The 13260-nt window shown below is 62.4% G+C and carries 10 protein-coding genes; 7 read left to right on the top strand and 3 right to left on the bottom strand.

All coding sequences use genetic code 11. From position 1 onward, the window contains the following. The first annotated feature begins 18 nt into the window (after positions 1 to 18). Entirely contained in the window at positions 19 to 2880 is a 2862-nt protein-coding gene (locus R3280_RS04330; RefSeq protein ID WP_318997349.1) for a hypothetical protein, read from the top strand. A gap of 232 nt (positions 2881 to 3112) precedes the next feature. After that, positions 3113 to 4279, top strand: coding sequence for a GGDEF domain-containing protein (locus tag R3280_RS04325; RefSeq protein ID WP_318997348.1), 1167 nt, complete (start codon positions 3113 to 3115; stop codon positions 4277 to 4279). On the opposite strand, the gene R3280_RS04320 is transcribed toward R3280_RS04325, so the two are convergent. Continuing rightward, the gene (locus R3280_RS04320; protein ID WP_318997347.1) at positions 4280 to 5407 is read right to left on the bottom strand and encodes a CaiB/BaiF CoA-transferase family protein; all 1128 of its coding nucleotides are present in this window, start codon (positions 5405 to 5407) and stop codon (positions 4280 to 4282) included. Positions 5408 to 5632: 225 nt separating this feature from the next. On the opposite strand from R3280_RS04320, the gene R3280_RS04315 reads away from it, so the two are divergent. Then, on the top strand, positions 5633 to 6643 hold the full coding sequence (locus tag R3280_RS04315; RefSeq protein ID WP_318997346.1) for an AraC family transcriptional regulator: 1011 nt from the start codon (positions 5633 to 5635) through the stop codon (positions 6641 to 6643). Between the two features lie 7 nt (positions 6644 to 6650). On the opposite strand, the gene R3280_RS04310 is transcribed toward R3280_RS04315, so the two are convergent. Next, entirely contained in the window at positions 6651 to 7508 is an 858-nt protein-coding gene (locus tag R3280_RS04310) for a hypothetical protein (protein ID WP_318997345.1), read from the bottom strand. A gap of 32 nt (positions 7509 to 7540) precedes the next feature. Then, a complete protein-coding gene (gene rmuC / locus R3280_RS04305; protein WP_318997344.1) occupies positions 7541 to 9124 on the bottom strand; it encodes a DNA recombination protein RmuC in 1584 nt (527 codons plus the stop codon). Between the two features lie 275 nt (positions 9125 to 9399). On the opposite strand from rmuC, the gene R3280_RS04300 reads away from it, so the two are divergent. The 4 genes from R3280_RS04300 to R3280_RS04285 all read left to right on the top strand — a co-directional run bounded on the left by R3280_RS04300 (position 9400) and on the right by R3280_RS04285 (position 13231). After that, positions 9400 to 9774: a hypothetical protein gene (locus R3280_RS04300; protein WP_318997343.1), complete on the top strand. Its 375-nt coding sequence runs from the start codon at positions 9400 to 9402 to the stop codon at positions 9772 to 9774. Between the two features lie 186 nt (positions 9775 to 9960). Next, the gene (locus R3280_RS04295) at positions 9961 to 10773 is read left to right on the top strand and encodes an ATP-dependent zinc protease (protein WP_318997342.1); all 813 of its coding nucleotides are present in this window, start codon (positions 9961 to 9963) and stop codon (positions 10771 to 10773) included. Further along, the gene (locus R3280_RS04290; RefSeq protein WP_318997341.1) at positions 10770 to 12290 is read left to right on the top strand and encodes an inactive transglutaminase family protein; all 1521 of its coding nucleotides are present in this window, start codon (positions 10770 to 10772) and stop codon (positions 12288 to 12290) included. The genes R3280_RS04295 and R3280_RS04290 overlap by 4 nt, the downstream gene beginning before the upstream one ends. After that, on the top strand, positions 12287 to 13231 hold the full coding sequence (locus R3280_RS04285; protein WP_318997340.1) for an alpha-L-glutamate ligase-like protein: 945 nt from the start codon (positions 12287 to 12289) through the stop codon (positions 13229 to 13231). Before R3280_RS04290 ends, R3280_RS04285 begins: the two co-directional genes overlap by 4 nt. Positions 13232 to 13260 lie beyond the last annotated feature (29 nt).

Genomic DNA, 13260 nt, shown 5'->3' with positions numbered 1-13260 from the left:
CAGGAAAGGGTTCCACCCATGCTCAAGAAAACTCTAATAAGTCTCGCCGTAGCGTCTTCCGTGGGCTTGACCGGCTGCCTCGGTGGCGATTCCGTCGGTAAGAACGCGGATCCCCAGTACAACATCAGCAACCCGAATTTTACTGGTAAGACCTGGCCGATCTTCAATCCCGTAACAAGCGAGCTCCCTGTTCCGAGTGACCTCCAGTTCACCCAGGGCGCCGGTGCCGACGGCACGCTGAATGGCTCTGATGCGAATGCCATCACCCAGGCGCTCGATTTCATGGACGGGTCCTCCACGGTCGCTCAGTTCGACGTCAAACTCTCTGGTTCCATCGACCCATCAACCGTCAACGCTACACCGGTCATCGTTGTTGACGGTGCGCCAGCGCCCAATCCTCAGCAGAACGTGTTCCTCCTTTCTCTGGACTTCCCGGGAGATGACTCGCTGCTGAACAGTTCATCCTATTACACCAATCTGATTGCCGAACTGGTCGCAAGTGGAGCCATATCCCCGGCTCCAGAGCGGACAAGCTTCCCGGGTGAAACGCCGACATTCAAGATCGGTATTGCGTTCCAGCAACTGCAAGCGGCTGTAACTAATTTCGGTCCAACCAGCCCGGAAGCTGCAGCAGCCGCTCAGGCAGTACTGGACTTCAATAACGAGTACCGGGCCGAAGTGGTATCGCTGGATGGCGGCACCAACAACGTGCTGCGATTCACCCCGCTACGTCCTCTGAATGACAAGACCAAATACCTGGTTGTAGTGACCGATGGCGTAAAAGATGCGTCGGGTGAAAGCATTGTTGCGTCTCCTGCTTACCAAAACATCAGCAACCCTGACGAGCCCCTTGGTACAGCCTCACTGGCACCGGTTCGGGGAGCGATTCAGAGCTGGGAAGCGCTGGCATCTGGCTATTTCACTAACCTGACCAACACCAGCCGCACAGCTGCGGGGCTTCCGCCCCTGTCTGCGGACAACCTTGCCCTGTCCCTGACCTTCACGACGGGAGGTACTGTTGATGTTCTGGAGGCAGCCACCTCTCCAGCGCAATTCTTCTACAAGAATTCCGTTGTAGACACGAAGCAGCAAGCAATCGCGACTTATCTCGCAAACAACGCCGATACCTTTGAAACGTTGACACCTTCACAGCAGTACGGAGTTCTGGCCCAAGAGGCGGGGATGGCAGTGGCACAGGCCGAAGCAGCGTCCCCTTCACTGAGACAGATCGCTGCGGGAACCGAGGCCAATCTGGCGATGGCAGGGGCTGATTTCAGCAACCCAGCTCCCCGAGCAATTACGCCCATTGAAGCGACTCGCGTGCCGACAACCGCGGTGCTTGGATCGTCAGCTAATCCAGGGACGATCTTCCAGGCGGGAATCAACCTTCCTTACTATCTGAAAGTACCGACGGAGACCGACCCTTCTAACCTCACCGCAACTTGGGAGGCATCGGAAACAGTAGGCGCAATCATTGATGCCAGCCAAGGAAATGCAGAAGGAACAACTCCGCCATCGGACAAGGTAACGTTCCGGTACCCATTTGCCGCGCAGAATGCCACTGTGTTTGCGCCTCTGCTTATCTCAGTGCCTGACAACTCGGCCTGCAGCGGACAAAAGCCTTATGACGTGGTGATCTATCAGCACGGCATTTTCGGCAATCGCTCCCACAGTTTGGCACTTGCCAACCAATTGGTTCCGGCGGCATCAGGCTGTAAAGTGACGGTGGCCATGGACCTTCCCATGCATGGTATAGCTCCTAAGCTTGCGACCGGTGATCTTGACCCAGCTCTGGGACTTAGCGTTGACGTGCAAGTGAACCCCAGCACTGGCGAAATCGTCGGTGAAAGCCCGCTGCCTATGAACGAGCGGCATTTCGGCTGGGGACAGACAGCTACAGGCGCACCCGCTCGGATGGAGTACTCTACCGATCCGGCGGAAGCAGTTGGCTCATCTGGTCAGTACTTCCTGAATCTCAGCAAACTGCCTGCAGCGCGCGACAACAACCGCCAGGGCGTGGTTGATCTTCTGAACCTCAACGCGAGCTTAGTAAACCTGAACGGCATCGATCTCGACAATGCTGATGGTGACGGCGACCCCTCAACCGGCGGCGGCGATGTGAATGTTCAGACCGATGGAAGCGGAAGCCGTGTCTACTACGTAGGCCATTCCCTCGGCGGCATCCTTGGAACGTCCTTTGTTGCGCTGGTGAATGACTCAGCTCAGGACGCCACGATTGGCAACGGCAACCTGACGCCTTTCACTGCAGCGGCTCTGGTAACACCGGGCGCCGGAATCGCCAAGCTGCTGGAGAACTCGCCTTCCATTGGCGCTCGTGTTCTTGCCGGCCTGGCGCAGTCTGGCCTGACCCAGGGTACAAGCAACCTGGAGCTCTACCTGAACGTTGCTCAGGCTTCGCTTGACAGTGCAGAGCCACACAACTTCGTGAACTCGCTGCTGGATAGCGCCACGCCTGTTTACCTGAACGAAATCTACGGTAATGGTGTAGACCGCTCCACTCAGGATCAGACCATCCCAGTTGCTGCAGATACCGCTTACGCAGGCGAGTACACTGCACCGCTGGGAGATGCCCTGCCGGCTCCGTTGGCGGGCACAGAGCCTCTGATCATGCAGCTTGGTGCGGAAACCATCGCGGCGAACACACAGACTACCGTTGGTACAAGCCAGGCAACCAATGTGGTCCGGTTCACCGCTGGTACCCATACCACCATCATTCGTCCGGAAGACACTGCAGGGACCGCCGTCTTTGCTGACATGGCGACCAACATCGCCAGCTTCTTCGGCAGTGCGGGCGGTGGCATCAGCTTCAACAATGCAATGTTTGTTAAGCAGAATGAGCCAACACCAGAAAATCCCTAAATCCACGGCTTACTAACCCTTTAAAGCCCCGGCATACGCCGGGGCTTTTTTATCGCTCAGTTTCTATGCCGAAACAATAAATGAGAAACAATTCATTATTTCGCTACACTGGTCTGGAGGCGTTTCGGAAAACCCGGAAAATGCGACGATCAGGCCTTTAAAGCATCGCGTTTACCGCTTTTCGGCCTACACTTGTAATCAGGATTGATTCAGTCAGACGGCGGGCTTGGCCATGGATATCGCGCAACCGGAATCTCCGGTGGTGTCACCCCAGCAGGTGACCGACACCAACCTTGAAAGCACCGAGCAGAGGCTCCGGCTCCGGCGGCTGGGCATGTCGTTTGCCTCCTACCTCGCCACTTTCTCCCTGGTCATTTTCTGCTGGTACCAGGGCATGGTGCCGGGCGAGGTGGTGGCGCAGTTTGCGGTGTTCGCGCTGGTGCTAAACGGCGCATTCTTTGCGCTGATCCGCTCCGGCATCAACCTGCGTTTCGCCGACCCCAGCATGACCAGCGCCCAGATGGTGCTGTCTCTGCTGCCGGCGCTCTGGGTAATGTTCTTCCTCGAGGCCGGTCAGGCCCGGGCGGCCTTCCTGATGATCGCCATGGTACCGCCGCTGTACGGCATCCTCGGCCTTTGCCGGCGCCAGTTCCTGGTGGTGAGTCTCTGGTTCTTCACCCTCTACGGCCTGCTCTACCTGAGCCTGCTGGTGTACAAACCACAGGTGCTCACGGGCGCCCTGGACCTGATCCAGACCGCCGCCTTCACCCTGGTGATGGCCCAGATCGCCATCATCGGGGGATTTATCAGCAGCCTGCGCCAGAAGCTGCGGGAGCGTAACCAGGACCTCAAGGAGGCCATGGCCCGCATCCAGGAGTTGGTGGACGTGGACGCGCTCACCGGCGTCTATAACCGCAGGCGCCTGTTCGAGGTGATTTCCGAGGAGTCCAATCGCTACAGCCGTTCTCCGGGCTCCTTCTCCCTGTGCCTGCTGGACGTCGACTACTTCAAGGATGTCAACGACACCTACGGCCACCAGGCCGGCGATGCCATTCTGCGGGGCATTGCCCAGTGCGTGTCCAAGGGCTTGCGGGAAATCGACTGCTTCGGGCGTTACGGCGGTGAGGAGTTCCTGATCGTGCTGCCCCAGACCCCGATCTCCGGAGCCGGCATCAAGGCGGAGCGGGTGCGACGCTGCATCGAAAGCCTGCGCTTCGACGACATCCGCAAGGATCTGAAAATCACCGTGTCCATCGGGGTGGCGGAGTTCCAGCCCGGTGAGGACACCGAGGCCACCCTGGCCCGGGCCGACCAGGCGCTGTACGAGGCCAAGCACCTCGGCCGAAACCAGGTGGTGCTCAGCGAGCAGCCACCGGTGGCTGTCAATGCATCGTCCTGATTAGTTACCGAGAACCTCGTCGTTGTCCGCCCCCAGTTTTTTGCCGATATAACGGCTCTGGCAGGGGGTGCGGCTGAACTTGATGGGGTGGCCGAGCTGGCGCTGGCTGCCGCCATCGTCACAGGCCACCTCGATCACCATGTCCCGGACCTGCAGCTGGGGATGCCTGGCTGCCTCTGACAGGGTCAGCACCGGCTCCACACAGGCGTCCTGGTGGGCGAACACCGATTCCCAGTGGGCAAGATCCTGCTTGCTAATTGCCGCCTTGATGGCGGCCTTGAGTTCGGCCTGGTGGGCGGAGTTCTGGCTGAGGCCGTAGCTTTTCATTTCCGGAATGCCTAGCAGGTCACAGAGGCGGCCACAGAATTGGGGCTCCAGGCTGCCCACCGACAGCCAGCGGCCGTCGGCGGTGCGGTAGTAATCGTAGAAGCTGCCACCGTTGAGCAGCGAGCCCTCCGGTTCAGGCTCGGCGCCGCCGGCCAGGCAAGCGGCGCCGGCCATGCCGTTGAGGGCAAACGCGGCGTCGGTCATGCTGACATCGATGAACTGCCCTTCCCCGGTCTGCTGGCGATGCACCACCGCCGCCAGGATGCCCATGACCGCATGATGGGAGCCGCCGGCCACATCTGCCACCTGGATGCCGAGCGGCGGCGGGCCTTCACCGCGGCGGCCGCTGTGGCTGCTCACCCCCGCAAGGGCCAGGTAATTGATGTCGTGGCCGGCCCGGTCCCGGTAGGGGCCGGTCTGACCATAGCCGGTGATGGCGCAGTAGATGAGGCCGGGGTTGAGCGCGTTCAGGACGTCGTAACCCAGCCCCAGGCGGTCCATGACGCCGGGGCGGAACTGCTCGATCACCACATCGTAGTCGGCCACCAGGGCCTTGATGGCCTGGACGCTCTCCGGCTTTTTCAGGTCCAGCCCCAGGGAGCGCTTGCCCCGGTTCAGGTAGGCGTGGGCGGTGCTGACGCCGCGATCATGGGGCGGCATCACCCGGGTCAGGTCGAGCCGGCCCGGCGCCTCCACCCGCAGTACATCGGCGCCCATGTCCGCCAGCATCATGGTGGCGTAGGGCCCGGGTAGCAGGGTGGTGAAATCCAGCACTTTGAGGTGGCTCAGTGGACCGCTCATGGTATCTCCCGATGGTTTAGCTGGGGGTTTTGGGGTGTTCCGGCAGTATGACTCCGTGTCGCCATGCTGACCGTTTTTACCGATTCGGCCAACCGCCGTGGCGGTCAATTGCATTGACCTTTTCTTCCACCGCGAGGCTGCGCTGCGGCGGTTGCATTGGTGGCCCGGCCCTCTATGATGGTCCTCGTTGCCGGCGTCAGAAAAGAAACGGGTCAGGAAGCAAGCATGGCAGAGCTAACGGTATCGCGACATTTTGTACTGGCCGCGCTGGCGGGAGCCCAACGCCAGGGCTACGACACCCAGGCCATGCTGCGGCAGGCGGGCATCTCGCCGGAACTGCTGAAGATCGATATGGCCCGGGTCAGCAGCGCCCAGTACAGCCGCCTGATGCAGGTAATCTGGAGCGTCATGGAGGACGAGTTCATGGGCCTGGGGCCGCGGCGCGGTCGTCCGGGCACCTTTGCCACCCTGTGCACCCTGGCCATTGGCGCCCCGAACCTGGAGGCAGTTTACGAGCGCGCCTACCAGTTCTCCCGCCTGTTCGAGCCGGCGCTGGCCATGCGGCTGGAGACCGACGGTGACGAGGCCCGCCTGGTGGCGGTGCTGGAGGGCGAGATCCACGACCCCATGCACTTCCTGCAGGAAAGCCTGCTGGTGATCTGGCACCGGCTGGGCAGCTGGCTGATCGGCCAACCGGTGGAGCTGAACAGCGCAGCCTTCGCCTACCCCCGGCCGCCCCACGGCGACGAGTACCGGCAGATTTTCCACTGCCCGCTGCATTTCGATGCGCCGGAGACGGAGCTGCGCTTCGACCGCCGTTTTCTGAGTGCCCCGGTGATCCGCGACAAGCCCGAGATGCACCGTTTCCTCAAGACCTCGCCGGCGGACCTGCTGTCCCGGCCCGATGAGAGCAACACCTACTCCGGCAAGATACGGGCGCTGATCGGCCGCGATTTCTCCAGGGCGCTGCCGGATTTCGAGTGGATTGCGGCGGAACTGCATACCAGCCCACAGACCCTGAGGCGGCGGCTGAAGCAGGAAAACACGTCATTCCAGGAGATCAAGGACCTGCTGCGGCGGGATCTGGCCATCTATTATCTGGCCCGGGAAGAGCTGCCCATCAACGACATCGCCCACCGGGTGGGCTTTACCGAGCCCTCCACATTCCACCGCGCCTTCAAGAAGTGGACCGGGGTGACCCCCGGCGCCTATCGTGAGGGCGAGCGCGGCGACTGAGCCTGCTTTAGCTGGGGGCCTGCAGGGTCCTGATGAGCTGGCCCAGGGTTCTGGCCAGTTCCGCCACGCGCTCGCGATCCGCCGCCAGCTTCAGCAGGCGCGAGCCGTCCCTGGGGTCATAGATCCAGCAGGTGGGGTCCACGCCGGGGCATTCCCAGCGCACGTTCGGATTGACGCCGTAGACACTCATGGTCTGTACCGACAGCCGCCGGCGTGCGTTCTCCCCTTCCACCAGGCGGGACTCCTGGATATTGATCTGGCCGTTTTCCGCCGAGACCCGGTAAAGGATGTCGGGCAGCGCGCCGGCGCGGACGATGCGCTGATCCTTATGCCAGCCCGCCAGTTCCAGCAGGGTGTTGGTATGAATCACCAGGGCCTCGGCGTCGGAATCCGCCAGGTAGAGCTGGCGCAGGCGGCTGAGGCTGTCGCTGTTGGCCGGTTCGATCACCGCCACCTGCTCGCTGCCGGCCGGCTGGGTGGGCGCCCGCTCGCTGGCGGTTTTCTGCTGCTGCTCCACCTCGGTGATCAGCTCCAGGGCGTCGGTGTAGAACTCGCCTTCTGCGCCGGCGCTCTGGATATAGCCCTCCAGGGCTTCCCGGGCTTCGGTAAGCAGACCGGACTGGAGCATGACCCGGCCCCGGTAATAGAGGTAGGCCGGCGGTTTTTCCGAATCCAGGCCCTGGAGGCGGTTGAGGAACTGACCGGCGTCACCCCAGCGCTGCTCCTTGATGGCCTGCTCGGTGGCGATCATCAGGCGCCGGGTTTCGTGTTCGGGGGCCAGCGCCTGAGCCTGGGTCGCCCAGAGGCTGGCGGCAATCAGCACACCGTGACAGAGGCGGCGAATCGGACTGCGTTTCACGTTCATACCGGGTTCTCTCCGTTCGGATTACGGCCGGGCTACTCTTCTTCCGCCTCGGGCCGGTCCTCCCTATCTTCGGCGTCTTCGATGTCCACTTCTGCCTGATCCATCACGGCTTTGGGCAATTCTTTTTTAACACGAACCCCCAGTTCCACAAAGCGGTTGGCCTGGGAAATCAGGTTGCCCCGGCCCCGGGTCAGAGTGTTCATGGCATTGTCGTAGGTGCCCTGCACGGTCTGCAGCTGGCTGCCCATGCGCTCCATGGCCTCCACGAACACCCGCAGCTTGTCGTAGACCGCGCCGGCCCGCTCGGCAATACGCCGGGCGTTCTGGCTCTGGCGCTCATAGCGCCAGATATTCTCGATGGTGCGCAGGGTGGCCAGCAGGGTGGTGGGGGTTACCACGATGATCTTGCGCTCAAAGGCCTCGGCGAACAGGTTCTCGTCCTGCTGGAAGGCCGCCACGAAGGCCGGCTCGATCGGCATGAACAGGAACACGAAATCCGGCGAGTGCAGGCCGTGGAGCTGGCTGTAGTCCTTCTCGCTGAGGCTGCGGATATGCTGGCGCACCGCCTCCACGTGGGCCTTGAGGGCGGCCTCCTTGTCGCTTTCCTCTTCCGCCACCACCCACTGCTGGTAGGCCACCAGCGACACCTTGGAGTCCACCACCAGGTTGCGGCTGTCCGGCAGGTGGACGATCACGTCGGGGCGCAGCAGCTGGCCCTCGCCGTCCCGGTAGCTGCCCTGGGTCTCGTACTCGATACCTTTACGCAGGCCGGATCGCTCCAGTACCCGCTCCAGGATCACCTCGCCCCAGTTGCCCTGGATCTTCTTGTCGCCCTTGAGGGCCCGGGTCAGGTTGGCGGCTTCCTCGGTGATCTGCTGGTTCAGCGCCTGCAGGGACTTGATCTCGCTGCGCAGGGCCTGGCGGTCCTTGGTTTCGGTGGTGTAGACGTCTTCCACCCGCTTGCGGAAATCCTGCAGTTGATCGCGGAAGGGGTTGAGCAGGGTGTCCAGGCTGGTGCGGGTCTGCTGGCTGAAGCGCTCGCTCTTCTGCTCGAAAATCTTGTTGGCCAGGTTCTCGAATTCCTGCTTGAGGGCGTCCCGGTTGCGCTCCAGCAGTGCGAGCTTTTCCTCGGTGGCCCGGCGCTCTTCCTCCAGGGTCACCTGGTATTCCCGCAGCTGGACCCGGGCCTCGTGCAGTTCCTGGCCCAGATGCTCGGCCTTGCGGGCGTAGTCGGCACGCTCCTGCTCCAGCTCGCCGATCCGTTGCTGACGGGCCTCGCCCTGGGACTGCAGGGAGGCCAGCCGATGTTCACCCTGGGTGGCCTGCTGGCGCCAGTCCTCCACCGCCCGGGTCTGGCGATCCAGCTCCGCCTCCAACTGGCCGATGCGCACACTGGCCTGCTCCGCCCGCTGTTCCTGCAGGGCCAGGCTGTTCTCGCCCTGGCGCAGCTGTTCGCGAACGCCCTCGAGTTCTTCGGCCAGAGACCGGGCCTGTTCCTCGGCCCGGCGGCGGCTCCGCTGCATGGGCAGGAACACCACCAGGGCGCTCACCAGAGCGGCAAGCAGCGCCCAGGCGGCAAGCTCGGGGGACAGCGCGGCTACAAGCCCTTCGGTCACGGCATACTCCTTAGGATACGGCTGCGATGGTGGCCATGGGGCCGGAAACGCCCAGATAGTACATCAACGGGAACCAATTGGCAGGCGCCAGCGTCTGACCGTAGAGCGGATTGTGCTAAAGCCGTATCGACACCCGGATTTGGAATTTGAGACATTGTCCCGGTGGCTGCGCATCTTTTGTTGGACTTCGGACGTACCATACGTTACATCACTACAGAGCGTTATGGACAACCTCCGAGGGTTCCCGAACGCGCCCCGGGCATCAGGAGGTCAGTATGCTGAAAGAACTATGGCGAAAGACACTGGGGCACCCTGGCCTCGAGGGTGGCAGCAGCGCCAGTGAGCGCCTGGATGGCGTCAGCCTCTCCTCCCACATGACCCATACCGGCGAATTCCATCTTGAGCGTCTCACCGAACTGCTGTCCGCCCGCTATGGCAAGACCTTTGGCGCCGGCAGCGCCAAGGCGGACGACCGCGGCATCCACCAGCTCATTCGTTTTGCCTCCCGCATCCAGGACCAGGACATCCAGCGCGAGCTGCTGCTGTTCTACCTCAACTGCTCCCCCGTGGTTCAGGACTACCTGAAGTCCGGCGGTGTGTTCAGCGAGGACCATTTCATCAGCCGGAACGCCGACCAGCACCCCCGCTGAATTCCCGATCCGTACTTGTACCATATCGGTCGTTCCTTAACGGACCGTATGTCACGCTCGTCCCGTCTGTGTTGTATACTCCCGCGCAAGAAAGTCTGTCTGCAAAACAGGCACATCACAATTTACGCACACCACGACACTGGCAGGCCAATGGCCGGCCCGGGTTGACGACGTTTGAGGTCCGGAATGCTTTATCGCCTTACCCGCTCCCACGCCACCGCTCTCATGGCCACCACGCTCGCCCTCACCCTGACCGGCTGTGCCCAGACCGGTCTTTTTGTTGAACGCACCGAACTGTCTGAACTGGATGCCGCCATTGCCAAGCAGCGCCAGGAGCTGTCGGCGCTGCAGAGCCAGGCCCGGGCCCATCAGGCCCAACAGACGTTGCTGATGGCCCAGCAGCAGGCAGCCACCGACAAAGTGCTCACCGCCATCTCCGAGCAAGTGGCCAAGCCGGAGTGCCCGCCGGTGCCGGAACCCCGCACCTGCCCCAAGGTCAGCTCCCAGGCTGATCGGGAAAAAGGCCGCACCGATCGCCTCAACAACAAGGTGATCGTCGGGGAGCTGGAGAAGTTCTATCTGGTAGGTCCGGGTTACGTCTATGACGCCCGCATCGACAGCGGTGCCACCACCTCGTCCATCGATGCCCGCAACGTCACCCGTTTCGAGCGTGATGGCGAGAACTGGGTGCGCTTTGACGTGCCGATACCGGGCGAGGCCGACAAGTTCACCACCCTGGAACGCCAGGTCCAGCGCCGGGTGCGCATCGTGCAGGCCACCGAGGAGGATTTCGAGCGCCGCGTGGTGGTGGACCTGCAGTTCATGATTGGTGACCACCAGCAGAAAGCCGAATTTACCCTGGCCGATCGGGGCCATATGACCCATTCGGTCCTGATCGGCCGCAACATCCTGCGGGATGTGATGCTGATCGACGTGGGCAAGGAGTACGCCACCGAGCTGCCGGAATCCATCTCTCCGGAAGCAGGTGCTAGCCAGTGAGCGTCCGATCCCGCAAGCCGTTCTATTTCGGTATCTTCCTGCTGATCACCTCCGGCCTGGTGCTGGCGGTGCTGCGCCACATGGAAATGGGCATTCCCTGGCAGGCCGGCGAACAGCGTCCGGTCTGGATGGTTGAGGCCCGCATCGACTTCATCGCCCAGAACGAGCCGGTGAAGGTGAGCCTGAATATTCCGGACAACCCGCCGGGCTTCACGATCCTCTCGGAACAGGCCGCTTCCCCGGGCTATGGTTTCTCCATTGTGCAGGAGAACCGCAACCGCCGGGCGGAGTGGACCATCCGGGAGGCCAGCGGCCCCCAGACGCTCTATTTCATGGTGCAGATGGTTCCCGACCGAAGCTCCGAGGGCGTAAAGCCAAAGCGTCCCCCCGAGCCCACGCAGGTGTTCTGGGAAGAGCCACAGGCCACCGCGGTGGAGGAAATCCTGGCCCGGGCGGCGGAGAAATCCAGCACCCCGGAAAGTCTGACCCGCGAGCTGATCAAGCTGCTGCGCTCCGAGGACCCCAACCAGAACACCGCCTTGCTGCTCACCAACAGTGACTACCTTGAGCTGCTCACCCGCATGCTCAACCACGCCGCCATTCCGGCTCGCATTGCCGACGGCCTGAAGCTGGAGGACGCCCGGCGGCGCCAGCAGCTGCGGCCGTTCCTGCAGATCTACAACGGCGAGTCCTGGCTGACCTTCAACCCCATGACCGGCCAGCAGGGCCTGCCGGAAGATGTGGTTCTCTGGCGCCAGGACTCCGCCTCACGCATTGATGTGGTGGGTGGCCGCAACTCCGAGGTCAGCTTCGCCATGCTTCGGCAGACCGTGCCGGCCATTCAGCTGGCCCGGGAGGAGATGACCAGCGAGGGCCTGGGCCTGCTGAGCCTGTACCAGCTGCCCATCGAGGAGCAGAGCATGTTCCGCATGCTTCTGCTGCTGCCCCTGGGTGCCCTCATGGTGGCCTTCCTGCGGATCGTGATCGGGGTGAAAACCTCCGGTACCTTCATGCCGGTACTGATCGCGGTGGCCTTCGTCCAGACGTCCCTGGCGCCGGGACTTATTGCCTTCGTCACGGTGGTGGCCATTGGCCTGCTGCTACGGGGGTACCTGTCCAGCCTCAACCTCCTGCTGGTGGCGCGAATATCCACCTTGATCATCCTGGTCATCTTCATTACCGCCGGGTTGAGCATCATGGGCTATCAGCTGGGCTTCAATACCGGCATGACCGTCAGCTTCTTCCCCATCGTCATTCTGGCCTGGACCATCGAGCGCATGTCCATCCTCTGGGAGGAGGACGGTGCCCGGGAAGTCATGGTGCAGGGCGCCGGCAGTCTGTTCGTGGCGGTCTGCGCCTACCTGGTGATGAGCCGGCCCACCGCCGGGCACCTCACCTTCAACTTCCCGGAACTGCATCTGGTGGTGCTGGGCCTGATCCTGCTGATGGGCCAGTACACCGGCTACAAACTCAGTGAGCTGCGCCGTTTCTACCCGATGAAGGTCTACGACAAATGAAGTGGGTGTCGCCGTTTGCCCTGAATCGGGTCGGGCTGCTGAACATGAACCGGCGCAATGTGGATTACATCCTGCGCTACAACGAGCGCTCCTCCTACCCCCTGGTGGACAACAAGCTCAAGACCAAGATTGTCGCGGCCGAGTGCGAGGTAAACACCCCCAAGCTGCTGCAGGTGGTCACCCAGCAGCACGAGATCTCACATTTTCGTGAGAAGGTGGGCGACCTGGACGGTTTTGCCATCAAACCCGCCAAGGGCTCCGGCGGCAAGGGCATCATGGTGATCCTGCGCCGTGAGGGCGACGACTACATCAAGGCTTCCGGCGCCGCGGTCACGGTGGCTGCCATGGAGCGCCACCTGTCCAACATCCTGGCGGGCCTCTATTCGCTGGGTGGCGCGCCGGACGTGGCCGTCATTGAGGATCTGGTGAACTCGGTGCCCACCCTGGCCAAGCATTCCTTCCAGGGCGTGCCGGACATCCGCATCGTGGTGTTCCAGGGCTATCCGGTCATGGCCATGCTGCGGCTGGCCACCAAGGCGTCCGATGGCAAGGCCAACCTGCACCAGGGCGCGGTAGGTGTGGGTCTGAATATCGGTAACGGCCGCTGCCTCAACGCCGTCCAGTTCAACCGGCCGATCCTGCTGCACCCGGACACCGGCCTCAACCTGAACACCATCGAGATCGAGGACTGGGAAAAGCTGCTGGTCATGGCCTCCCGCTGCTACGAGGCCACCGGTCTGGGCTACATGGGTGTGGACCTGGTGGTGGATGCCCAGTACGGGCCGCTGCTGCTGGAGCTCAACGCACGCCCGGGTCTTGCCATCCAGATGGCCAATGGCCGCGGCCTGCTGCCCCGGCTGCGCAACATCGAATCCCTGAAACGGCCGCATTTCTCCGCCGAGAAGCGGGTGCGCTACGCCATGACCGCCTTCGCCAGCTGACCACAGCTAATCGTCGAGCAATGAAAAAG

This window comes from Marinobacter sp. (assembly GCF_033722195.1).
GTDB lineage: Bacteria > Pseudomonadota > Gammaproteobacteria > Pseudomonadales > Oleiphilaceae > Marinobacter.
This window is presented reverse-complemented; position numbering and strand designations above follow the sequence as displayed.

Coding starts and splice junctions, on each gene's coding strand:
- R3280_RS04295 (WP_318997342.1), top strand. CDS start 9,961: ATGCTTTATCGCCTTACCCGCTCCCACGCCACCGCTCTCATGGCCACC.
- R3280_RS04300 (WP_318997343.1), top strand. CDS start 9,400: ATGCTGAAAGAACTATGGCGAAAGACACTGGGGCACCCTGGCCTCGAG.
- R3280_RS04325 (WP_318997348.1), top strand. CDS start 3,113: ATGGATATCGCGCAACCGGAATCTCCGGTGGTGTCACCCCAGCAGGTG.
- R3280_RS04330 (WP_318997349.1), top strand. CDS start 19: ATGCTCAAGAAAACTCTAATAAGTCTCGCCGTAGCGTCTTCCGTGGGC.
- R3280_RS04310 (WP_318997345.1), bottom strand. CDS start 7,508: ATGAACGTGAAACGCAGTCCGATTCGCCGCCTCTGTCACGGTGTGCTG.
- R3280_RS04320 (WP_318997347.1), bottom strand. CDS start 5,407: ATGAGCGGTCCACTGAGCCACCTCAAAGTGCTGGATTTCACCACCCTG.
- R3280_RS04285 (WP_318997340.1), top strand. CDS start 12,287: ATGAAGTGGGTGTCGCCGTTTGCCCTGAATCGGGTCGGGCTGCTGAAC.
- R3280_RS04315 (WP_318997346.1), top strand. CDS start 5,633: ATGGCAGAGCTAACGGTATCGCGACATTTTGTACTGGCCGCGCTGGCG.